This is a genomic window from Pseudoruegeria aquimaris (genome assembly GCF_900172235.1).
GTDB lineage: Bacteria > Pseudomonadota > Alphaproteobacteria > Rhodobacterales > Rhodobacteraceae > Pseudoruegeria > Pseudoruegeria aquimaris.
The window spans coordinates 1-20683 of the sequence record NZ_FWFQ01000024.1 but is presented as its reverse complement, the minus strand read 5'-3'; the positions used below and the strand labels follow the sequence as shown (position 1 = coordinate 20683).

Here is a 20683-nt window from a genome sequence, read left to right as displayed (position 1 = left end):
GCCTAGAAATCGGTCGGCGCCCCGCCCTCGGCCTTGCGCCGGGCCACGAAGCTCGCGAGTTCCTCGCGGATGCCCTCATCCATCGCCGGCGGCTGGAATTCCTCGATGATTGCCTTGAACATCCTGTGCGCGCGCTCCGCCGTCCAGATGCCGCCCGCGAGGTTCCAGCCCTCGTAGTTGCGCCAGTCGCTCAGGAAAGGCTGGTAGAAGGCGGTGGTATAGCGCTCCTGCGTGTGGTCGATGCCGAAGAAATGCCCATCATTGCCCACCGCGCGGATCGCTTCAAGCGCGATGTCGTCTTCCCCGGTGGCGAAGGTGGCGGGCTCGAAGTAACGCTGGATCTGCTGCAGGATCTCGCAATCCATGATGAATTTCTCGGGGCTCGCGATCAGCCCCCCTTCGAGCCACCCGGCCGCGTGGTAGACCATGTTCGTCCGCGACTGCACCGCCGCCCAGAGCGAATTGGACGTCTCCCACATCGCCTGCCCATCGGGCACATTGGCCGCGCAGACCCCGGAGGACCGCAGCGGCAGCCCATAGAAGCGCGCCATCTGGCCCGTCATCTGGGTGGCGCGCATGTATTCGGGCGTGCCGAAGGCGGGGGCGCCGGATTTCATGTCCACGTTGGAGGTGAAGGTGCCCAGCACGCAAGGCGCGCCGGGGCGGATGTATTGCGCCAGCGCGATCACGCAGAGCCCTTCCGCGATGGATTGCGCCACGGCCCCAGCCATGGTTACCGGCGCCATGGCCCCGGCGAGCGTGAAGGGCGTCACCACGGTGGCCTGACCGCGCCGCACGCAGCGCATGTAGCCGTCGAGCATCGGCTCGTCATGCTTGAGCGGCGAGGTGGAGTTGATGTTGGTATACATGTGCGGGCGCGCTTCGAATTCCTCCTGCGAAAGCCCGCCCGCGATGCGCACCATCTCCATCACGTCTTCCACCCGCTCCTTGCCGAGGCTGTATGCATGGGCGACCTTGTCGGTCAGGGTGAGCTTGTCATAGAGCACGTCGAGGTGGCGCACGGAGGCGTGGACGTCCACCGGCTCCACCGGGTAGCCCCCGGCAACATGGATACAGTTGAAGTATTGCGTAAGCTTCAGCAGGTTGCGGCAATCTTCGCGGGTGCCCGGAATCTTGCCCTTCTCCAGATCCCAGTAGTTGGGCGGGGAGGACACATTGACGAAAACCATGCTCTTGCCGCCAATGTGGATCTCGCGCGCGGGGTTGCGAGGCGTGATGGTGAAATCGGCTGGCGCTTTGGCCACCATTTCCATCACCCAGTCGCGCCCCATTCGCACATTTTGCCCGTCGATGGTGCAGCCGGCTTCCTTCAGGATGGCGAGAGCCTCGGCGTTGAGGAATTCGATCCCGATCTCTTCGAGGATGCGCATGGCACCTTCGTGGATCGCCGCGATTCCCTCTTCGGTCAGTGGTTCCGTGGGGGCATCGGTGTTGACCGGGATGCGCCAGGGCATCTGCTCGATGGTGGCGGTGGTGCTGCGCCGGGCATTGCCGGCACGGCCGCCGGAGCGGCGGCGCCGGGTGGCTGTCTCTGCCATGGGAAATCCCTCCGTTTGAGGAAAATCCTGCCGTCAGATGCGCGGCACGGAGCGCCAGAATACGACATAAACTGTCGCCCGCCTTGCATGAAGCCGCCAGAGCCGGTCACCCGGCGGCGTTTTCCAGTGCGCGCTCGGAGGCCCGCCCGCCCAGCCAGTCGGGCAGATGGCCGATGTGCGGCAGCACGGCCAGCGCCAAGGGGGCCAGTTCCTCTTCCTGCGCGAGCCCGGTGAGCACGCCCAGGGTGGGCATCCCCGCCGCCCGCCCGGCCAGCAGATCGTGGCGGCTGTCACCGACCATGAGCACCTGCGCAGGCGGCACCCCCACGGCCTCCGCGAAGGCCAGCAGCATGCCCGGATCCGGCTTGGCGCCGTGGCCGGAATCAAAGCCGGCGACGAAATCGAAATGGCCAAGCACGCCGGTGGCCGCGAGATGCGCGCGCGCCGGCGCTTCGGCATCGTTGGTGGCCACGCCCAGCCGCAGCCCCACCGCCTTGAGCCGGCCCAGCAGATCGACGAGCGGCGCGGCTTCCACCATCGGGGCCTGAGCTGCCGCGCGGTTCATCTGCTCGATCAGGGCGGCGGCCCCCTGCCCCGGCAGAAGCGGCAGCATGGCTTCGGCGATCTCGCCCGGCGTGCCCGCGATCACCGGGCTGCCGGCCTCGAAGATCTTCAGCTCCATGTCATAGCCGATCGCACGGCCCAGCCGCCCCGCCAGTGCCGGATCGCCCCCCGAAAGCTCCCCGAGAAACCCGTGGGCCCAGGCGCTCCAGGTGGCGTTGAAATCGAACAGGGTTCCGTCCTTGTCGAAAAGGACTGCGCGAATGTCTGTCATGGATCCTCCCTCAAGGCCTGCAGTCTGTCGGCAAGACGCGAGCGGATCAACATGCAAGCGCTTGCCACGCATTGACAGGGGGTAAAATTTGATTGACAGTGTTAACTATGCCCAATGCCCCGTCATACGATCTTCACGCCGCGCTCGGATACCAGCTTTCGCTGACGGCGCGGGTCATCGAAAAACGCTTCGAGGACGGCCTGAAGGGGCTCGGCCTGACCCGCCTCTACTGGTGTATCCTGCTGGCCTGCACACAGGAAGGCCTGCAAACGCCCTCCGAGATCGCGGCCTTCGTGAGCGTGGACCGCACCGCCGTCTCCCGCGCCCTGCGCCAGATGGAGGACGCCGGGCTGATCCGGCGCGAAAGCGGCGAGCGGGACAGGCGCACGACGCTGGTGCAGGCCACCCCGCGCGGGGCGGATCTGCTCGCGCAGGCCAACAGGCTCGCCCGCGCCAACAGCGCCCATTTCCTCGCCAAGCTCGGCGAAGGCGACAAGGCCCGGCTCACCGCGCTTCTCGACAGGCTGCGGGAAGGCGAGGAAACCCGCCTGCCCAACCTCTGAGCCAACCTCTGAGCCAGCCTCAGACCCGGCCTCACCCCGCTCCCCAGCGACTGCCCCGAAGGTTCCGCCAGATGCTCAAGCTCCGCTCCTACCGCCGCCGCCCGATGCATCTCGGCCCCTACCCGCTCGAAGCGCTGCCCCGCATCGACGCCGTGCCGGAGTCCACGCTGGCGCGCCTGCCCGCGCACGCGCCCGTGCACTTTCGCCGGCCCGAGGATCCGCTCTCCATCGTCAACGCGATGCAGGAGTACCAGGCCATGCTCGACGCCACCCGCGACGGGCTGGTGAAGGCCGAGCGCGCCGAGATCCCGCAAGATCCGCAAGAGCGCGCCAACCACCTGAAGGCCTTCGGCTACTACTGCGATGCCGCGATGGTGGGCGTGGCCCGGATCGGCGAAGGCGACTGGCTGGCTTCGCCCAGCCGCAACCCGGACGTGGCCCGCCTCGCCAAGACGCTGGAGACGAAACAGGTCAAGACGCTGGCGGCCGGGATCGACGTGATCATGGCGGGGCTGCGCGAGTCCCTGCAGGCGCCCAAGGGCGACTGCCGCCACCACACCCATGCGCTGGTGTTTCTCTACGATGCGCCGCGCCCGCTGCGCCCCGACGAGCCGGGGGGCGACTGGATCCTCGACGCCGAGGCCCAGCGCGGCACCTTGCGCGCGATGGAAACCGCGGTGACGCTGGCCAGCTACATCCGCTCGCTGGGCTGGGACGCACGCGCCCATTCCGAGGCCGAAACCGATGCCCACCTGCGCCGCCTCGCCCTGCGCGCAGGCCTTGTTGAAGGCGCACTGGCGGCGAACCCCTTCCTCGGCACCCGCTACCAGCTCGCCGTGGTGACGACCACGCTGCAACTCGCGCCCGACAGACCGCTCGCCCCCCGCGCAAAGCCCCCCGCGAGCTACCGCACCAGCCTCGGCGCCCACGCGAAATCCGCCCGCAACCGGGATCCCTACGCCCGCCGCGCCTTCGCCGACGGCCCCCACCCCTTCGAGACGCTGAAGCGCGTCGAAGACCCCACCACCTACATCGACGCCGCCAACGTCGCCCGCGTGCCGAAACGGGCCAACATGTTCGCCCGCGGCCTCTTCGGCGATCTCGGCAAGCAGGTGCAGGAGGCGGCGAAGAACGGCAACTACGTGCGCAAGTCCGCTGCCGCCTTCGCCTTCCGCCCCAGCCTCGGCGCCTTCACCGTGCTGCAGGACGGCGAGGCCGCCCCGGACGTGCACCCCTCCACGCAGGACGCCGCGCGCAACGCCGCCAACATCAAGGCCGCGCTCTACTACCTCGGCGTGGACGCCGTCGGCCTCTCCGCCTGCCCCGACTGGGCCTACTATTCCCACGATGCCGCCGGGCAGCCGATCACGCCCTACCACCGCAACGCCATCTCGATGATCATCGACCAGGGGCACGAGACGATGGAGGGCGCCAGCGGCGATGACTGGATCGCCTGCGCCCAGTCGATGCGCGCCTACCTGCGCTTTTCGCTTCTCGGCGGTGTGCTGGCGGCCCATATCCGGCGCCTCGGCTATACCGCCCGCGTGCATTCGGTGATGGACGACGAAGTGCTTCACCCGCCGCTGCTGCTGCTCGCGGGGCTCGGCGAGGTCTCCCGCATCGGCGAGGTGATCCTGAACCCGTTCCTCGGCCCGCGCCTGAAAAGCGGCGTCGTCACCACCGACATGCCGATGGAACACGACAAGCCGATCGATTTCGGCCTGCAACGCTTCTGCGAGGCCTGCAACAAATGCGCCCGCGAATGCCCCTCCGGCGCGATCACCGCGGGGCCGAAGCTGATGTTCAACGGCTACGAGATCTGGAAGTCCGACAGCCAGAAATGCACCACCTACCGGGTGAGCCAGAAGAACGGCGCCATGTGCGGCCGCTGCATGAAGACCTGCCCGTGGAACCTCGAAGGCCTCTTCGCCGAGGCCCCCTTCCGCTGGCTCGCCAGCCACGCGCCCGCACTCGCCAAGCCGCTGGCCAGGCTCGATGACGCGCTCGGCAAGGGCGAGATCAACCCCGTCAAGAAATGGTGGTGGGATCTGGAGATGGTGGACGACGGCGCCTATCGCCCTTCCGAACACCCGGTGAACGCGCGTTCCCTGCAGAAGGATCTGGACCTGCGCTTCGAGGATCAGACGCTGGCCGTCTACCCGGCGCCGCTGGCCCCGCCGCCGTACCCCTGGCCCTTCCCGATGGACCGCGAGGCCGGCATCGCGGCCTACAAGGCCATGCTCACCGCCGAACAGCACAAGGCCGCCCGCGCCGCCGGCAAGCCGCCCGAACACGTCTACACCGCCGATACGGCGGAAGCGCCCGTGCTTTCGCTGGTGGTGAGCAAAGTGGAGCCTATGGGCAGGGGCGTGACGAAATATGAGTTCCGCCACCCCGAAGGCGCGGAGCTTCCGCCCTTCACCGCCGGCGCCCACGTGGATGTGGTCGTCGCGCCGGAGTTCTTCCGTCAGTATTCGCTGTCCGGGGATCCGGCGGACCGCTCCCGCTACCAGATCGCCGTGCTGCGCGAAGACGCCGGCCGCGGCGGCTCGAAGCTGCTGCACCGGATCTTCACGCCGGGGCGGCGGGTGTTCGTGTCGCATCCGATCAACCATTTCCCCCTGCACGAGGAGGCAGCCTTCAGCTACCTGATGGGCGGCGGCATCGGCATCACCCCGATGATCGCCATGGCCCATCGCCTGCACGCCCTCGGGCGCCCCTTCGCCCTGCACTACAGCATCGCCAGCCGCGAGAGCGCGGGCTTTCTGGAAGATCTGGCACGTGTGCCCTGGGCCGACAGGGTGCATATTCACATCTCGCGCGAGGGGACCCGCGCGGATCTCACCCGGATCCTTCAAGGCCGTGACGGCGCGCATGTCTATACCTGCGGACCGGAAGCCTACATGGCCGCGGTGATGGCGGCGGCCGAGGCGGCCGGGTTCCCCGAAGAGGCCCGCCACCAGGAATTCTTCGCCGTGCCGGACACACCGGACTACGTGAACCACCCCTTCCGGCTGCGGCTGCACAGCAGCGGGCGTGAAATCGCGGTCGGGGCGGAGGAAAGCGCCGCGGAGGCCTTGATCCGGGCCGGGGTGCACGTGGATCTGAAGTGCTCCGACGGGCTCTGCGGCGTCTGCGCCTGCGGGCTTGCGGGCGGCGCGGTGGAGCACCGGGACTTCGTGCTTTCGAAGGCCGAGCGCGCCCATCGCATCATCCTGTGCCAGTCACGCGCGGCGGAGGCTGACGGCGTCATCGAGCTTGCGCTCTGAACGCGCTGCCTTGGATCAGGTCCAATGCACCTGCCCGCCCCCGGGCAGCGCGGCGCGTGCCTGAAGCACGGCCTCGTTGGGCTGGCCGCACTCCGTGCAGAAAGCGATGATCCAGGCATCGTCCATCAGCAGGAAGTCCAGCACCGAGGCAAGGAACTCCGGCTCCGCCGCCCGGGCCTTCACATCCGCCAGCGATGCACCGCTGGACCCGAGGAAGACCGGCAGAAGATCGTCGTTGGAGGCCAGCCAGCCCAGCGCCTGAAGGGCCAGGGTTTGCGCATTGTCAGGTGTCATTTTTCGCCCTAGGGTTGAACACGGATTTTTAACCAAAGCGATAGAGACTCGCTTTCATTCTGACAACGCGATTTTGGTTCGGTGGGTTCATGTGTTCCAGGATTCTCTTGATTGATGGCGGCGGCGCGCGGATGCGCGATCTGCGCGGGGCGCTGGCGGCCGGCAATCACAACGTGGTGGAACTGGCCCCGCGCTGGCGCATCGCCGATTGCGGCAGGGAGGCCGGCGCCGAGATCGTCATCGCCAACGTCGGCAAGGCGGCCGATCTGCGGAAGCTGCTGGCCGGCGTGGCCCGCGGCCCGCAGCCGGGGCAGGAAAAGACTTCCGTTCAGGGGGATACGCAGGGCAGCGCCCATATGCCCGTGGTGCTCGTGGTCGGCCCTGCCGATCCGGCACTGCGCGGCAGGGCGCTGGAACTGGGGGCGGAGGATTGGCTGCCGGATACCGTTTCGCCCGGCTACCTGCTCGACCGGATCGCCAACATCCACCGCCGCCGCGGCCGGGGTGCGCCCGAGGGAGCGCCGGGATCGGGCCTGCGCGAGGCGGAGCGGCTCTTCGCCGGCAAGCCCGCCTTCTGGATCGCGCCCGGCCCCATGGGGGCGACGATGGATATGATGTGCAGGCTCACCACCCACGCGGGCGTCCTGCACGAAACGGCGGAGGCCCCGGCCGGCTGCCTGTCGCTGGTGCTCGACGGCCCCGGCTGGCGCGTGCCGGCGTCGGGAGCCTTCCTCTTCGTGTCCCGTCAGCCCTACGGGGAAAGCGCGCGTTTCGCCCTGCGCTGCGGCGCGCTCGACGTGCTGGATGCCGCTGCCCCGGAACAGGAGCTTCTGCTGCGGCTCAAACGGGCGTGGGAACGCCACGGCCTGTTCCTGGCCGAGGGCCCCTCGCCGGAGCCCGCCGGCCCCGACGCGCCCCGGAAGGGGCTGCGCCCATCGGGCGGGGGCGACTACATCTCGGTGTCGGGAATCTGAAGCGCGGCCCCGCTGGACGCGGCCGGGAGGCCCGGCGCCTCCCCCGTTTGCACCACGCTTGCGGCAGGCCCGGAACCAAAGCCGGCGAAGCCGAAGCCACCAAAGCCCCGGCCTCCTTGCACGGAGCCCCCCGCAACGAAACAAGCCGCCCCAAACGGGGCGGCCTTTGCCGGGGTGGCGCGGTTGTGCCGTGGCGGCCCGGCCCTGCCTCAGGGGCGTGGCATTCTCAGGGGCGCGGCTTTCCGGGCCCGCGCCGGCCGAGCTCTTCGAGGCGGTCGGCGAAGGCGCGCCGTTCCTCGGGGCTCATCTGCTTGATCTGCTCGAGGAACACCTCACGGCCAATCGCGATCTGCGCCTCGCGGCGGGCTTCCGTCTGCTGCATGATCTCGTCGAGCCGGCCCACGTCGAAGGGCTCCGCCCGCAGCGCCGCCTGCATCTCCCGCTGCATGGCACGCAGATCCGCGTGGCCGCGTACCGGATCCTTGCCGATCCGCGCACGCAACGCCTCGCGCAGCGCCTTCTGGCGATCGTCCGGCAGCGCCCGCACCAGGGCGTTCGCGCCGATGTCCTTCACACGCGGCGGGCCCTTGCGCGGCCCCTCCGGCGACAGGAAGGCCCCGAGCGCCAGCGCCACGACCAGCGCGTTCAGGCTCAGGGAGAGCCCCAGCAGGATCTTCGTCCACCGCGAGGCACCGCCCTGCTTTTCCGTCTTGATGTCAGCGTCTTGCGTCATCCGTCACTCCAGTGCCGTGGCCAGCTCGTAGCTGGGGAGGTAATCCGACACGTATGCCGTATCATTGAGCCACGAAACCCCGTCGGCAAAGGGTTCCGGGGCGCTGAATCCGATCCAGAAACCCGCCGCCGAAGCCGTCATCACCCCGGCCAGCGCGGGCCAGCCGCCCACGGCGGCCAGAAGCCCGGCCCAGACGCCACGCCGCGGCGCGCGCGGCGCAGCTGCCCGCGCCTCGGCGGCTCGCGCATCGGCCTCGGCATCCGCATCTGCCGCGATCCTCATCAGCAGATCGGTCGTCGGCACCGCATCCGCCGCGCGGGCTGCGCCGAAGAACAGATCCAGTTCGTCATCCATGTCACGGCGTTCAGTCATCTTCGTACCCCAATGCATCCTTCTGCGCGGCCAGCCTGGCCGCCAAAGCCCGTTTTCCCCGCGCGGTCAGGCTTTCCACCGCCTCCACGCTCACGTCCATCACCTCGGCGATCTCCGGGTTGGACATCCCTTCGAGGTGGCGCAGCACGACCGCCTCGCGCTGCCGCTCGGGCAGGCTCGCAAGCGCGTCACTCAGGGCGCGGGCGCGGGCGGCATCCTGCATCTGCCGGGCGGCGTCGCGGGCCTCGTCGACGGGCTCCTCGGCCTCCTCCAGCGGCGCCGACCGGCGCCTGCGCAGCCTGTCGGTGCAGAGGTTGGCCACCACCCGGTAGAGCCAGGTCGAGACCTTGGCCTCGCCCTGCCGCCACTCGGGCGCGATCCGCCAAAGCCGCAACATCGCTTCCTGCGCCACGTCTTCGGCCTCGGCCGCATCGGCCAGCACCCGGGTCGCATAACCAAGAACACGCGGAGTCAACCGCACCGTCAAGGCCCGCGCGGCGGCACGGTCCCCGTTGGCGTAGAGCACGAGAAGCGCCTCGTCACTCACATCGCTCATGGCATCAAACGGCATATCCATTCCCGTTTTTCGTAGCGCGTTGGAAGGCCCGGGGCAATCCGCCGGGCCCTCGCCGGGGGCGGGGCGCGGGCCGCCCCGCACCTCGCCCGAGCCGGGGCGCCGCGTTTATTCGCTGCGCGTATCGGCTTCGCCGTGGCGTTTGCCACCGCGGCGCTCGGCCATCTTCGCCTTTGCGGCTTCGAATTCCTCGGCCGAAACGGCGCCGTCGCCGTCGGTGTCCATGCGCGAGATCATCCGTCCACCGCGGTCGCCACGGTCGCCACGGTCACCGCGCCCGGCTTCCATTTCCTCCATCGACAGCACGCCGTCGCCGTTGGCATCCATGCGTTCGATCATCTTCTCGACGCGATCGGCCCGGCGGGCGTCGGCCTGTGCTTGAAGCTCTTCGGCGGAGAGGGCGCCGTCACCGTTGGTATCGGCTTCCGCGAAGCGCGCGGCCTTGGCGGCGGCGAGATCCTCGGCGGTGATCTTGCCGTCACCGTTTGCGTCGAGCTGCTCGAAGGTCATTTCCGGGCCGTGGCCGCGGTGCCCGCCCTTGCCGGGTTTGGCTTCCGCGACGGACGCAGCGCCAAAAGCGGTGGCGAGAACGGCCATGGCGGTAGCGCCGGCGATCAGTTGGGAGCGTTTCATCCTGTAGTCCTTCCTATGTGGTGGTCTTCACGACGCGGCCTGTGTCTGCCGCGTTCACAAGTTCAAACGACCGCTGCGCCGGGTTCCGTCGCCGGGGCGGCAATTTTTTTTGCCCGCGCCAGCCCCGCACCCGTTGCGACATGGAGCCGCAACGGCAAATCGCCTGCTTCCAGCCGCCGCCCCGAAGCTTATTTTGCAGGGCTCAGATGCGAGAGCGGGAACACGACATGACAGACGCAACGATGCTGGCGGAAGATCGTCCGATGCGGCAGGCGATGCTGCGCGGCTGGCGCCGGAAATGCCCGAACTGCGGCGCCGGGCCTCTCTTCGAAGGCTATCTCAAGGTGCGCGACACCTGCCCCTCCTGCCAGGAGGAACTGCACCACCAGCGCGCGGACGACGGGCCCGCCTACCTGACGATCCTCATCGTCGGCCACATCCTCGCGCCGGTCATTCTGGTGGCCTACACCCACTACCGGCCCGATCCGCTGATCATGGCGGTGCTTCTTTCGATTGGATGCGTCGCCCTCTCGCTGTATCTTCTGCCCCGGCTCAAGGGGGCGCTCGTCGGCATCCAGTGGGCCAAGCGCATGCACGGGTTCGGCAAGTCCTGATCCGGGGCGGCGGCACCCTCGGGAGATCGGGCACATGGACAAATCAGCCATCCGCAACGCCGCAACGGTGATCCTCGTGCGCGACGGTGCGCACGGGCCGCAGGTGCTGATGGGCCAGCGTGGCGCCGGTGCGGCCTTCATGCCCAACAAGTTCGTCTTCCCCGGCGGTGCGGTGGATGCCGCCGATGCCGCCGTGCCGCTGGCCGGCGCGCCGCCGCGGGGTTGCGCGGCGCGGCTGCGCGAAGAGAGCGACCCCGCCCTCGTCAATGCGCTCTACGTGGCCGCCATCCGCGAGCTGTGGGAAGAAACCGGCCAGATCCTCGGCGAGCCCGGCCCCTGGCCCACCCCGGAGGTGCCCGAGGATTGGAAGGCCTACGCGGCCACCGGCCACCGCCCCTCGCCCGAGGGGCTGCATTTCTTCTTCCGCGCCATCACCCCGCCCGGCCGCCCGCGCCGCTTCGACGCCCGTTTCTTCGTGGCGCGCGCCGAGGCCCTGCGCAGCGACCCGGACGATTTCTCCCGTGCCTCCGACGAGCTGTCGCACCTGCACTGGGTGCCCCTGGCCGAAGCGCGCAGCTACGATCTGCCCTTCATCACCGAGGTCGTTCTGGCCGAGCTCACGAAGGCGTTGCGCAGTGGCCGGATGCCCGAGACGGTGCCCTTCTTCCGCAATGACGACGAAGAGTCCCTCTTCCTGCGGCTCGGCGGGCGCTCGCCGCTCACTTCCACAGGATGAGCAGCAGGATGCTGGCCGTCAGCAGCACCATGGCCAGCACCTCCCTCCCCGTGGTGCGTTCGCGGAACACGAAGACCGTCGCCAGGAAGCTGAAGATCAGCTCGATCTGGCCCAGCGCCTTCACGTAGGAGGCATTCTGCAGGGTGAAGGCGGTGAACCAGCCCAGCGATCCGAGCATCGAGGTGACCCCGACGAGCGCCGCCACCCGCCAGTTCGCCAGCACGCGGCCGATCTCTCCGCGCTCGCGCAACCGCAGCCAGAGCGCCATGCCGACGGTCTGGGCCGCCGTCACGCAGGACAGCGTGAACACCGAGCGCAGGAAGAAATCAAGATCCCCCAGCGAAAGCGAGGCCCCGCGGTAGCCCACTGCCGAGCAGGCAAACAGGATGCCGGAAAGCACGCCCAACCCGGTGGCCCGGTTCAGGTAGCGCCGCCACCCTCCCTGCCCCGCCGCCTTGGGCGGATCGGCCAGCAGGACGACGGCCACGAAGCCCAGAAGCATGGCGCAGAGCGCCCCGATCGAGACGCCCTCGCCCAGCACGACGAAACCCAGCAGCGCGGTCTGCAGCACTTCGGTTTTCTTGAAGGTGATGCCCACGGCGAAATTGCGTTCCGCGAACAGCGCCACGACGCACATCGTGGCCAGCACCTGCGCCAGCCCCCCGGCGAGGGCGAAGAGCCAGAACCGGCCTCCGGGCTCGGGCAGTGCCTGCCCCGTGAGCGCCGCGTAGGACAGCAGCAGGAGCGCAACCAGCGGCGCGGAGAAGAGAAAGCGTGAGAAGGTCGCCCCGCCGGTGGAGAGCGCGCCGCCCTTCAGGTGCTTCTGCAGCATGAAGCGCAGGTTCTGCGCCAGGGCGGCGCCGATCGTGATGGGTATCCAGAGGTCCATGCCCTGCGGTTACCCCAAGGCACGGCGATCGCGAAGCGCTATTCGCCCGGATGTCCGATCAGCGGGTGGATCACCGGATCTTTGCGCCGCAGGAGGTAACGGCGCAACACTTCGGCATAGCTTGCGTAACGGTAGCCCTCGTTGACGCGCAGGTAGTGGGCGCGGTGCTTCCGGTAGAGCGCGGGCAGGTGATACCAGGCCACGCGCGGGTGCATGTGGTGCACGACGTGCAGGTTGTTGTTGAGGAAGAGGAAGGCCAGCAGGCCGCGATCCTCGATGATCACCGTGCGCGCGCGGGCCTTCTCATGGGCCTGATGTTCGAGGAAGGTGCGGATCTTCAGAATCGAGAGCCCGCCGTAGGCGGCAAGCCCGTAGGCCCAGAGCGGCATCGGCGAAAACTGGGCGACGCACCAGAGCACGGCAACGGCCGAAACCGCGTGGCCGGCCCAGGCCGGGGCGATGCCGGGCTGCCCGGAGCGCCAGGCGCGCAGATCGCGGAGCATGAAGCAGGCCTGCCCGAGCGCCGGGCCGATCAGCATCCGGCCCAGAAGCGTGTTGTTCACCGTGAACAGGGCGCGCCGCAGCCCGCAGAGCCGCCCCCAGGCCTCCGCGGCAAGGTAGTTGGACTCAGGGTCGTCGTAGGGATCGGTGAGCGCCGCATCCCGGTGATGGGCGAGATGGGTGTCGCGAAACCTGCCGTAGGGCACGAAGAGCCCGATCGCCGGATAGACGAGCGCCGCGTTCAGCCGCTCGGAGCGGAAAGGGTGCCCGTGCAGCGCCTCGTGTTGCAGCGAGGAATGCAGCGCGATGGCCACCGCAGCCAGCAGAACGCCGGCCGGCAGGCTGATCCCCGACAGCCAGAACACCGCCAGCGCCCAGGTGCCGTAGCAGCCCGCGAGCGTGGCCAGCGTGATCCATTCCACGCCGGCGTGCCTGCGCCGCGGCTCAGCCATCGGCCGTCTCCCCGCCACGCCCCCAGCGCACGCGGGCCCAGATCCGCTCGTAGAGCGCGTAGAGCACGAAGCCGAGCGCGGCGTTGAGGGCGGCGATCTTGCCGCCGATCGCGGCGGACCCGGTGAGCAGCAGCCCGATGAGCACCGTGCTGACGATCCCCGTCGCCTGCCACAGCACCGCCTTCACCAGTGTCCGCCTTGCCGTTTCCATGCCTGCCCCGCGTTTGCACCGCCTGCCCGGCGGTCTTGAAATCCAGGTTTTTCCTAGCCACGGGGCGGCGCGGCGGGTATTGCGGATGTGCAAATAGTTTTTCCCACAATGGTGATAAAATTAAACAATGATTTCCAAAATCGACAAACGCGACCGCGCCGCCCTGTTTCGCGAGCGGCTGATGCAGGCGATGCAGGAGCGCGGCAGCAACCGCAGTGCGCTCTCGCGCGCGGTGGGCGTGGACCGTTCGACGATTTCGCAGATCCTCACCTCGCAGACGGCGCGCCTGCCCAATGCCCAGCTCGCCGCCGAATGCGCCGCGCATCTCGGCGTCTCCGCCGACTGGCTGCTCGGGCTCACCAACCGCCCCGAACGCGCCGCGGAGCTGATGGCCAACGCGCTGACCATGACGGAAGCCCCCCGCGCGCTGGTGGACGACGAGATCTTCGCCTGGCACCAGGAGGCCGCGGGCTACAAGATCCGCCACGTGCCCGCCACGCTGCCGGACATGCTGAAGACGCGCGACATTCTGAGCTGGGAATACACGCCGCAGCTCGGGCGCACCACCGATCAGGCCATCGGGGCGATGGAGGACCGGCTGCGCTGGATGCGGGAGGCGCGTTCGGACTACGAGATCGCCCTGCCCCGCCACGAGATCGAGTCCTTCGCGCGCGGAGAGGGCTATTACACGGGCCTCGGCCGGGAGCTGCGCGCGGCCCAGCTGCGCCACCTGCTGACGCTCTACGATCAGCTCTATCCGACGCTGCGGATCGTGCTCTTCGATGCCCGCCGGCTCTATTCCGCGCCGATCACCGTGTTCGGCCCGCTGCTGGCGGTGATCTACCTCGGGCGCAACTACATCGCCTTCCGCGACACCGAGCGCGTGCAGGCCATCACCCGCCATTTCGATTGGCTGGTGCGCGAAGCAACGGTGGACTCCCGCGATATCCCCGCCTACCTCGAAGCGTTGGAACGCGCGCTGTAGCCGGGGCTCAGGCGTGCGCGGGCAGCGGCTCGGCCCGGCGCAGCAGGGCCTCGGCACGGGCGCGCAGGTCGGGATCGGCGGAGGGGCTTTCGTCCACCACCGGGGTCATCGTCTCTTCGCAGAGCGTGACCCGCAGGATCTGCCGGGGCCGCATGGCGCAGCGGCGGATCTGTTCGAGCTTGAAGCAGCGGCTGCAACTGCAGACAAGCGCGTCGGGGCGGCAGTGGCCCTGCACGCGCTGGTAGAGTGCCCGTTTCAGGGGCAGCCTGTCGGGCACGCAATCCTGGATCCAGCTGGCCTGCGCCACCGCGCCCGAGATCGTCGGCGCCGTCGTCAGCCGGCCGCCGAGGCCGGAGAGCTCCGCCCGCAGGGCGGCGCTGCGGTCCGGGTCGGGATCGAAGAGGATCACGTTCCAGCCGGATTCGAGAAAGCGCCGGGCCCAGAGCCGCCCGGCGGCGCCGCAGCCCAGAACGGAGGCGGTATGCTGCGTCTCGTGGCGCATCAGTAGGGCATCGGATGGGCGCGATGCGCGCTGCTGATCTCCTGCAAAACCTCGTCACTCAAAACAACATCGGCCGCGCCCAGGGCCACCTCCAGCTGCGCAAGCGTCGTCGCGCCGAAGATCGGGATCGTCTTGAAAGGGCGCGTCCGGCACCAGGCGATGGCCATCTGCGAAGGGTCCAGCCCGTGTTTGCGGGCAATCGCGAGATAGGCATCGACCGCGGGCCAGACCCGCTCCGTCACGCGGCCGCCGAGATCGCCGTTGAGCGCCATGCGGGAGCCCTCGGGCACCGTCTTGCCGCCTTGGTACTTGCCCGTCAGCAGCCCCGTGGCCAGCGGCGAGAAGGCCAGCAGCGTCACGTCCTCGTTGACGCTCATCTCGGCGAGATCGCTGTCGAACTGGCGGCACAGCAGCGAATATTCGTTCTGGATCGTCTCCATGCGCGGCGCGCCCATCGCCTCGGCCTGCACGAGCCATTGCGTCGTGCCCCATGCGCTTTCGTTGGACAGGCCGAAGTGGCGCACCTTGCCCGCCTTCTGCAAGGCACTCATGGCCTCCAGCACATCGACCATGTTGGCGATGGTGGCGGCGCGATCCTGCCCGGACGGGTCATAATCCCAGATCTGGCGGAAATGGTAGGAGCCGCGGTTGGGCCAGTGCAGCTGGTAGAGATCGATGCAATCCGTCTGCAGCCGCTTCAGCGAGGCATCGACGCTGGCGTGCATCGTCTCGCCGGTGATCGGCTGCCCGGGGCGCACGAAACGCTCGTTCAGCCCGGAGTGCTTGGTGGCGATCACCACCTCGCCGCGGCGGCCCGAGCGCGCGATCCACTCGCCGATGTAGCTCTCGGTGCGGCCTACGGTTTCGGCGCGCACGGGGTTCACCGGATACATCTCCGCGGTATCGATGAAGTTCACCCCCCGATCGAGCGCCATGTCGATCTGGGCGAAGGCCTCTTCCAGCGTGTTCTGCGTGCCCCACGTCATGGAGCCCAAACAGAGTTCGGATACCGACAGGTCCGTGCGACCCAGGGTTAACTTGCGCATATTGCCGCCCTTTTTGGAAATCAGGAGGGAGGCTAACCACCGGGGCGCGAATCGCAAGCCCAGAGTTTGGACGGCGCGAGAAGATTGAGAACATAAAGTGAACATGGTAGCATCTCCGCCCATGACAGCCGCGATTCTGAGCCAGAAACCCCACCGCCCGGCCGCCGAAGCCCCGCTTCTGGCGGATCTGCGCCTTGCCAAGGCGCGCTGCCACGAGTTCTGCGGAAATGCCCGCCACACGCTGGCGATGATTCTCGCCGGCGCGCAGGAGGGGCCGGTGCTCTGGATCCGGCCCGCCTGGCTGCCCGACGCCCTGCACGGGCAGGGGATGGTGCGCTTCGCCGCGCCCGGCCGCTTCCTCTTCGCCAGCCCGCGCCGCCCGGAGGATCTGCTCTGGGCGATGGAGGAAGCGCTGCGCTCGGGCGCGCTCCCGCTGGTGGTGGCCGATCTGCCGGCGCCGCCGCCCCTCACCCCCGTCCGGCGGCTGCATCTTGCCGCCGAGACCGGTGCGCAGGAGGGCCGCTTCGCCCCGCTCGGCCTTTTGCTCACCCCCGGCGAGGGCGGTGCGCAGGGGGTGGAAAGCCGCTGGCAGTTCACCTGCGATCACGGCGGCGCGCAGGAACGCTGGCGGCTGACCCGCAGCCGGGCCCGCACCGCGCCCCCGAAAAGCTGGCACGTCACCCCCCGCGACCGCGGCTTCGCCATTGCGCCCTGCGCGGCCTGACCGCTCGCCCTGCCCCGGCCATCATCCCGAAAACGTGAACCCCGGCGGCGCCGGGGCGGCCTATTCTCCTTCCCATGAAACGGCTTTTGTGCACCCTGATCTGCGCCCTGCTTCTCGCCGGGGCCACCGCGCCCGCCACCGCGGCGAAACCCGTGGCCTACCAGTTGCAGCCGGAGGCCTCGACCGTGGGCTTCAGCTACTACCTGAACGCCGAACGGGTGCGCGGCCGGATGCCCGTGCAGGATGCGCGCATCCGCATCGATTTCGACGACGTGAGCCGTTCGGAAGTCTCGGTGACGCTGCTGCCGGCACAGGCCGATGCCAGCCTGCCCTTCGCCACCGAGGCGATGCGCGGCGGGCAGGTGCTCGACGTGGCGAACCACCCCACGATCACCTTCACCAGCCGCGAGATCTCGGGCAGCCCGGCGCGCGCCACGATGACGGGCGATCTGACGATCCGGGGCGTCACCCGACCGGTCACGCTGCAGGCCCGGCTCTACCGCCAGCGCGGGCAGGACGCGGGCGATCTCAGCAGGCTGACGATCCTGCTCACCGGCCGCATCAGCCGCTCGGCCTTCGGCGCGGGCGGTTTCCCGCAGTTCGTGCAGGATCCGATCGATCTCTCCATCCGCGCCCGCATCCTGCGCGCGCCCTGAGGCCGGCTGCCCCCGCACGAAAACCCTGCGCCCAATCCCGACATGCGATGTCGAGTTCGGACAAGACGGCCGCCCGCGCCGTGCTAGCCTGCCCCTGCCCAACGGAAAGCCCGCCGCGCCATGCGCCTCATGATCTCATTCGCCGCCCTGCTGCTTTCCGTCGTGTTCCTGCAACTGTCCTCCGGTGGTGTCGGCCCGCTGGACGCGCTCTCGGGCCTGGCGCTCGATTTCACCCCGGCGCAGGTGGGCTTCCTCGGCTCGGCACATTTCCTCGGATTCTTCGTGGGCTGCTGGTGGGCGCCGCGCCTGATGGGCAGCGTGGGCCCTTCCCGCGCCTTCGCCGCCTTCGCCGCCGCCGGGGCGATCGGCCTGATGAGCCACATGATGATCGTGGACCCGATGGCCTGGGCGGTGATGCGCGTGGCCTCGGGCATGTGCGTGGCCGGCTGCTACACGGTGATCGAAAGCTGGCTCAACGCCAAGGTCACCAACGAAAGCCGGGGCCGCACCATGGGCATGTACCGCGTGGTGGACATGGGCGCCTCGCTCGTGGCGCAGCTGCTCATCGCCTTCCTCGAACCGGCGAGCTTCATCTCCTACAACCTGCTGGCCATCATCTGCTGCGCCTCGCTGATGCCGCTGGCCCTGACCACGAGCAAGCCCCCCGAAACGCCGCAGGCCCCGCGCCTGCGCCCGATGATCGCGGTGCGGCGCTCCCCGCTCGCCGCCGCCGGGGTGATCGTGGCCGGGCTCACCAGCGCCGCCTTCCGCATGGTCGGCCCGGTCTACGGGCAGGAGGTGGGGCTGCGCGCCGATCAGATCGGCCTGTTCCTCGCCGCCTTCGTCGCCGGCGGCGCGCTGGCGCAGTATCCGGTGGGCTGGCTGGCCGACAAGTTCGACCGCCGCTGGGTGCTGATCTGGCTGTCGGTGGCCGCCACCCTTTCCTGTGTCACGACGGTCACGCTGGGCACCGGCAGCACCGGCGTCATCATGGCCTCGGCCGCCTTCTTCGGCTTCACCACCTTCCCGATCTTTTCCGTCGCGGCGGCCCATGCCCACGACTTCGCCGAAAGCCACGAGCGGGTGGAGCTTTCGGCCGCGCTGATGTTCCTTTTCGCCCTGGGCGCCATCGCCAGCCCCGTCGTCACTTCGGCCCTGATCGAGCGCTTCGGCGCCTCGGCGCTCTTTGCCTTCATCGCCTTCGGCCACGTGGTGCTCATCGTCTTCGGCCTCGGCCGGATGCGCGCACGCCCCACGGTGCAGGCGCGCACGCGCTACGTCTACGCGCCGCGCACCTCCTTCACCATCGGCCGTCTGCTCGGCCGCGAGCGCGACAGGCCGGGCCGGGGCCGCCGCGAAGACTGACGCTGGCAACCGCGCAAGGCTTGCGCTAAAGGGGGCGCGGACAGAAAACAGAGGCGCTTCCCGCATGGCACGGATTCTCATCACCTCGGCGATCCCCTACATCAACGGGATCAAACACCTGGGCAATCTCGTCGGCTCGCAGCTGCCGGCCGATCTCTACGCGCGCTACATGCGCCAGCGCGGCAACGAGGTCATGTTCATCTGCGCCACCGACGAACACGGCACCCCGGCAGAACTGGCCGCCGCCAAGGCCGGCAAACCCGTGGACGAATTCTGCGCCGAGATGCACGCGGTGCAGGCCGAGATCGCGCGGGGCTTCCGGCTCTCCTTCGATCACTTCGGCCGCTCTTCCTCGGAGCGCAACCGCGTGCTGACCCAGCATTTCGCCGGCAAGCTCGCCGAGAACGGCTACATCGAGGAAGTCAGCGAAAAGCAGGTCTACTCCAACGCCGACGGCCGCTTCCTGCCGGATCGCTACATCGAGGGCACCTGCCCCAACTGCGGCTATGACAAGGCCCGCGGCGACCAGTGCGAGAACTGCACCAAGCAGCTGGATCCGACCGACCTGATCGAGCCCCGCTCCGCGATTTCCGGCTCCACCGATCTGGAAGTGCGCGAAACCAAGCACCTCTACCTGCGCCAGTCCGCGCTGAAGGACAAGCTGGATGCCTGGATCGACAGCAAGACCGACTGGCCGGTGCTCACCACCTCCATCGCCAAGAAGTGGCTGCACGACGGCGACGGGCTGCAGGATCGCGGCATCACCCGCGATCTGAGCTGGGGCGTGCCGGTGAAGAAGGGCACCGAGGATTGGCCGGGCATGGAGGGCAAGGTCTTCTACGTCTGGTTCGACGCGCCGATCGAATACATCGCCGGCACCGCCGAATGGGCCGATGCCAACGGCAAGACGGACGCCGACTGGGAGCGCTGGTGGCGCACCGACAAGGGCGCCGATGACGTGCGCTACGTGCAGTTCATGGGCAAGGACAACGTGCCCTTCCACACGCTCTCCTTCCCGGCCACGATCATGGGGTCGGGCGAGCCCTGGAAGCTCGTGGATTACATCAAGTCGTTCAACTACCTGAACTATGACGGCGGCCAGTTCTCCACCAGCCAGGGGCGCGGCGTGTTCATGGACCAGGCGCTGGAGATCCTGCCGGCGGACTACTGGCGCTGGTGGCTGCTGAGCCATGCGCCGGAGAACTCCGACAGCGAATTCACCTGGGAGAACTTCCAGGCCTCGGTGAACAAGGATCTGGCCGACGTGCTCGGCAATTTCGTCTCGCGCGTCACCAAGTTCTGCCGCTCGAAATTCGGCGAAACCGTGCCGGAAGGCGGCAGCTACGGCGCGGCGGAAGAGCGGCTGATCGCCGATCTGGAAACGCGCGTGCGGGCCTACGAAGGCTTCATGGAAGCCATGGAAGTACGCAAGGCGGCCGCGGAGCTGCGGGCGATCTGGGTGCTCGGCAACGAATATCTTCAATCGGCCGAGCCCTGGGCCCGGTTCAAGACGGATCCCGAGGCCGCGGCCGCCATCGTGCGCCTGTCTCTGAACCTGATCCGCCTCTACGCGATCCTTTCGGCTCCCTTCATCCCCGATGCCGCCGCGAAGATGCTGGAAGCGATGAAGACCGAGGAGGCAAGCTGGCCTGGCCCCATCGCGGAGGCGCTGGACGCCCTGCCCGCCGGACACGGTTTCACCGTGCCGGACGTGATGTTCCGCAAGATTTCCGACGAAGAGCGGGAAGACTGGCAGACGCGGTTCGCCGGCCAGCGCAGCTAGGCTCACCGCTGCGGCGGAGCCCCTGCGGCGGCGCTCACGACGACCAAAGCTCCACCGAGGTGAAAGGGCTGCCCACCGGGCAGCCCCGAATTCTTTCAGGCTGCCTTGCCTGAAGGTTCAAGGCATGAAGGCCGAAGGCTTTTTGCCCGGAAGCGGCCTGATGCCCGCGCCCGATAGGCCGCCGGGCCTTGCACCTTTCCGCGTGCCCCCGGCGCGCCGTTCGGAACGGCCCGTGGCCGGCTCAAAAACAACGCGTCGTAAGCCGCTGGGCGCACCGCGTTGCGGCTAGGTCGTGAACTCATAAACGGGATTCCGTTTTTGGCGGTGTGATGATTCACTTTCGGAAACGGAGGTGAGCATGACGGGCAGACACGATGTGAGCGATGCGGAATGGGCGGTGATCTCGCCGCTGT

The 20683-nt window shown here is 68.6% G+C and carries 22 protein-coding genes; 10 read left to right on the top strand and 12 right to left on the bottom strand.

The genetic code is table 11. From position 1 onward, the window contains the following. Positions 1–2: 2 nt before the first annotated feature. On the bottom strand, positions 3–1559 hold the full coding sequence (locus PSA7680_RS14800; RefSeq protein WP_085869504.1) for a trimethylamine methyltransferase family protein: 1557 nt from the start codon (positions 1557–1559) through the stop codon (positions 3–5). A 106-nt stretch (positions 1560–1665) separates the two neighbouring features. After that, the gene (locus PSA7680_RS14795; protein WP_085869503.1) at positions 1666–2394 is read right to left on the bottom strand and encodes an HAD family hydrolase; all 729 of its coding nucleotides are present in this window, start codon (positions 2392–2394) and stop codon (positions 1666–1668) included. Between the two features lie 98 nt (positions 2395–2492). Between PSA7680_RS14795 and PSA7680_RS14790 the strand changes: the two genes are divergently transcribed. Both PSA7680_RS14790 and PSA7680_RS14785 read left to right on the top strand, forming a co-directional pair. Beyond that, on the top strand, positions 2493–2957 hold the full coding sequence (locus PSA7680_RS14790; protein ID WP_245824678.1) for a MarR family winged helix-turn-helix transcriptional regulator: 465 nt from the start codon (positions 2493–2495) through the stop codon (positions 2955–2957). A 71-nt stretch (positions 2958–3028) separates the two neighbouring features. Then, entirely contained in the window at positions 3029–6226 is a 3198-nt protein-coding gene (locus PSA7680_RS14785; protein WP_085869501.1) for a reductive dehalogenase, read from the top strand. Positions 6227–6241: 15 nt separating this feature from the next. Here the strand turns inward: PSA7680_RS14785 and PSA7680_RS14780 are convergent, their stop codons facing one another. Continuing rightward, positions 6242–6520, bottom strand: a complete 279-nt coding sequence (locus tag PSA7680_RS14780; RefSeq protein WP_085869500.1) for a DUF3572 domain-containing protein — start codon at positions 6518–6520, stop codon at positions 6242–6244. Positions 6521–6609: 89 nt separating this feature from the next. Between PSA7680_RS14780 and PSA7680_RS14775 the strand changes: the two genes are divergently transcribed. After that, the gene (locus tag PSA7680_RS14775) at positions 6610–7494 is read left to right on the top strand and encodes a response regulator transcription factor family protein (RefSeq protein WP_139838681.1); all 885 of its coding nucleotides are present in this window, start codon (positions 6610–6612) and stop codon (positions 7492–7494) included. A 226-nt stretch (positions 7495–7720) separates the two neighbouring features. Here the strand turns inward: PSA7680_RS14775 and PSA7680_RS14770 are convergent, their stop codons facing one another. The 4 genes from PSA7680_RS14770 to PSA7680_RS14755 all read right to left on the bottom strand — a co-directional run bounded on the left by PSA7680_RS14770 (position 7721) and on the right by PSA7680_RS14755 (position 9806). Continuing rightward, the gene (locus PSA7680_RS14770; protein WP_085869498.1) at positions 7721–8227 is read right to left on the bottom strand and encodes a periplasmic heavy metal sensor; all 507 of its coding nucleotides are present in this window, start codon (positions 8225–8227) and stop codon (positions 7721–7723) included. A gap of 3 nt (positions 8228–8230) precedes the next feature. Next, complete coding sequence (locus tag PSA7680_RS14765; protein WP_139838680.1) at positions 8231–8599, bottom strand: hypothetical protein; 369 nt, start codon at positions 8597–8599, stop codon at positions 8231–8233. Next, entirely contained in the window at positions 8592–9176 is a 585-nt protein-coding gene (locus PSA7680_RS14760; RefSeq protein WP_085869496.1) for an RNA polymerase sigma factor, read from the bottom strand. Before PSA7680_RS14760 ends, PSA7680_RS14765 begins: the two co-directional genes overlap by 8 nt. Before the next feature lie 105 nt (positions 9177–9281). Continuing rightward, complete coding sequence (locus PSA7680_RS14755) at positions 9282–9806, bottom strand: EF-hand domain-containing protein (protein ID WP_085869495.1); 525 nt, start codon at positions 9804–9806, stop codon at positions 9282–9284. A gap of 227 nt (positions 9807–10033) precedes the next feature. Here PSA7680_RS14755 and PSA7680_RS14750 point away from each other — a divergent pair, with 227 nt between their 5' ends. Further along, positions 10034–10420, top strand: a complete 387-nt coding sequence (locus PSA7680_RS14750; protein WP_085869494.1) for a DUF983 domain-containing protein — start codon at positions 10034–10036, stop codon at positions 10418–10420. A gap of 34 nt (positions 10421–10454) precedes the next feature. After that, complete coding sequence (locus PSA7680_RS14745) at positions 10455–11156, top strand: NUDIX hydrolase (protein WP_085869493.1); 702 nt, start codon at positions 10455–10457, stop codon at positions 11154–11156. Here the strand turns inward: PSA7680_RS14745 and PSA7680_RS14740 are convergent. The 3 genes from PSA7680_RS14740 to PSA7680_RS14730 are packed head-to-tail and all read right to left on the bottom strand — an operon-like array spanning position 11140 to position 13209. Next, complete coding sequence (locus PSA7680_RS14740; protein ID WP_085869492.1) at positions 11140–12045, bottom strand: DMT family transporter; 906 nt, start codon at positions 12043–12045, stop codon at positions 11140–11142. The genes PSA7680_RS14745 and PSA7680_RS14740 overlap by 17 nt on opposite strands. A gap of 38 nt (positions 12046–12083) precedes the next feature. Further along, complete coding sequence (locus PSA7680_RS14735; RefSeq protein WP_085869491.1) at positions 12084–12998, bottom strand: fatty acid desaturase; 915 nt, start codon at positions 12996–12998, stop codon at positions 12084–12086. After that, positions 12991–13209, bottom strand: coding sequence for a DUF2061 domain-containing protein (locus PSA7680_RS14730; RefSeq protein WP_085869490.1), 219 nt, complete (start codon positions 13207–13209; stop codon positions 12991–12993). Before PSA7680_RS14730 ends, PSA7680_RS14735 begins: the two co-directional genes overlap by 8 nt. Positions 13210–13336: 127 nt before the next feature. Between PSA7680_RS14730 and PSA7680_RS14725 the strand changes: the two genes are divergently transcribed. Beyond that, positions 13337–14194, top strand: a complete 858-nt coding sequence (locus tag PSA7680_RS14725; protein ID WP_085869489.1) for a helix-turn-helix domain-containing protein — start codon at positions 13337–13339, stop codon at positions 14192–14194. 7 nt (positions 14195–14201) lie between these two features. Here PSA7680_RS14725 and PSA7680_RS14720 read toward each other — a convergent pair whose 3' ends face one another. Both PSA7680_RS14720 and PSA7680_RS14715 read right to left on the bottom strand, forming a co-directional pair. Next, a complete protein-coding gene (locus PSA7680_RS14720; protein WP_085869488.1) occupies positions 14202–14696 on the bottom strand; it encodes a 3-hydroxyacyl-CoA dehydrogenase NAD-binding domain-containing protein in 495 nt (164 codons plus the stop codon). Continuing rightward, a complete protein-coding gene (locus PSA7680_RS14715) occupies positions 14696–15742 on the bottom strand; it encodes an aldo/keto reductase (RefSeq protein ID WP_085869487.1) in 1047 nt (348 codons plus the stop codon). The genes PSA7680_RS14720 and PSA7680_RS14715 overlap by 1 nt, the downstream gene beginning before the upstream one ends. Before the next feature lie 121 nt (positions 15743–15863). On the opposite strand from PSA7680_RS14715, the gene PSA7680_RS14710 reads away from it, so the two are divergent. The 4 genes from PSA7680_RS14710 (at position 15864) to metG (ending at position 20270) form a co-directional block, all read left to right on the top strand. Beyond that, positions 15864–16466 (top strand): ImuA family protein, encoded by a 603-nt coding sequence (locus PSA7680_RS14710; protein ID WP_085869486.1) that lies wholly within the window; start codon positions 15864–15866, stop codon positions 16464–16466. Positions 16467–16540: 74 nt separating this feature from the next. Then, positions 16541–17122, top strand: a complete 582-nt coding sequence (locus tag PSA7680_RS14705; RefSeq protein WP_085869485.1) for a YceI family protein — start codon at positions 16541–16543, stop codon at positions 17120–17122. Between the two features lie 120 nt (positions 17123–17242). Continuing rightward, complete coding sequence (locus tag PSA7680_RS14700) at positions 17243–18487, top strand: MFS transporter (RefSeq protein WP_085869484.1); 1245 nt, start codon at positions 17243–17245, stop codon at positions 18485–18487. A gap of 64 nt (positions 18488–18551) precedes the next feature. Then, positions 18552–20270 (top strand): methionine--tRNA ligase, encoded by a 1719-nt coding sequence (metG, locus tag PSA7680_RS14695; protein WP_085869483.1) that lies wholly within the window; start codon positions 18552–18554, stop codon positions 20268–20270. Positions 20271–20683 lie beyond the last annotated feature (413 nt).

Bases quoted from the DNA above. Each gene is read 5' to 3' on its own strand.
- PSA7680_RS14745 (WP_085869493.1), top strand. From the start codon at position 10,455: ATGGACAAATCAGCCATCCGCAACGCCGCAACGGTGATCCTCGTGCGC.
- PSA7680_RS14705 (WP_085869485.1), top strand. From the start codon at position 16,541: ATGAAACGGCTTTTGTGCACCCTGATCTGCGCCCTGCTTCTCGCCGGG.
- PSA7680_RS14765 (WP_139838680.1), bottom strand. From the start codon at position 8,599: ATGACTGAACGCCGTGACATGGATGACGAACTGGATCTGTTCTTCGGC.
- metG (WP_085869483.1), top strand. From the start codon at position 18,552: ATGGCACGGATTCTCATCACCTCGGCGATCCCCTACATCAACGGGATC.
- PSA7680_RS14740 (WP_085869492.1), bottom strand. From the start codon at position 12,045: ATGGACCTCTGGATACCCATCACGATCGGCGCCGCCCTGGCGCAGAAC.
- PSA7680_RS14700 (WP_085869484.1), top strand. From the start codon at position 17,243: ATGCGCCTCATGATCTCATTCGCCGCCCTGCTGCTTTCCGTCGTGTTC.
- PSA7680_RS14785 (WP_085869501.1), top strand. From the start codon at position 3,029: ATGCTCAAGCTCCGCTCCTACCGCCGCCGCCCGATGCATCTCGGCCCC.
- PSA7680_RS14800 (WP_085869504.1), bottom strand. From the start codon at position 1,559: ATGGCAGAGACAGCCACCCGGCGCCGCCGCTCCGGCGGCCGTGCCGGC.
- PSA7680_RS14795 (WP_085869503.1), bottom strand. From the start codon at position 2,394: ATGACAGACATTCGCGCAGTCCTTTTCGACAAGGACGGAACCCTGTTC.
- PSA7680_RS14715 (WP_085869487.1), bottom strand. From the start codon at position 15,742: ATGCGCAAGTTAACCCTGGGTCGCACGGACCTGTCGGTATCCGAACTC.
- PSA7680_RS14710 (WP_085869486.1), top strand. From the start codon at position 15,864: ATGACAGCCGCGATTCTGAGCCAGAAACCCCACCGCCCGGCCGCCGAA.
- PSA7680_RS14770 (WP_085869498.1), bottom strand. From the start codon at position 8,227: ATGACGCAAGACGCTGACATCAAGACGGAAAAGCAGGGCGGTGCCTCG.
- PSA7680_RS14755 (WP_085869495.1), bottom strand. From the start codon at position 9,806: ATGAAACGCTCCCAACTGATCGCCGGCGCTACCGCCATGGCCGTTCTC.
- PSA7680_RS14780 (WP_085869500.1), bottom strand. From the start codon at position 6,520: ATGACACCTGACAATGCGCAAACCCTGGCCCTTCAGGCGCTGGGCTGG.
- PSA7680_RS14730 (WP_085869490.1), bottom strand. From the start codon at position 13,209: ATGGAAACGGCAAGGCGGACACTGGTGAAGGCGGTGCTGTGGCAGGCG.
- PSA7680_RS14735 (WP_085869491.1), bottom strand. From the start codon at position 12,998: ATGGCTGAGCCGCGGCGCAGGCACGCCGGCGTGGAATGGATCACGCTG.
- PSA7680_RS14725 (WP_085869489.1), top strand. From the start codon at position 13,337: ATGATTTCCAAAATCGACAAACGCGACCGCGCCGCCCTGTTTCGCGAG.
- PSA7680_RS14750 (WP_085869494.1), top strand. From the start codon at position 10,034: ATGACAGACGCAACGATGCTGGCGGAAGATCGTCCGATGCGGCAGGCG.
- PSA7680_RS14720 (WP_085869488.1), bottom strand. From the start codon at position 14,696: ATGCGCCACGAGACGCAGCATACCGCCTCCGTTCTGGGCTGCGGCGCC.
- PSA7680_RS14760 (WP_085869496.1), bottom strand. From the start codon at position 9,176: ATGGATATGCCGTTTGATGCCATGAGCGATGTGAGTGACGAGGCGCTT.
- PSA7680_RS14775 (WP_139838681.1), top strand. From the start codon at position 6,610: ATGTGTTCCAGGATTCTCTTGATTGATGGCGGCGGCGCGCGGATGCGC.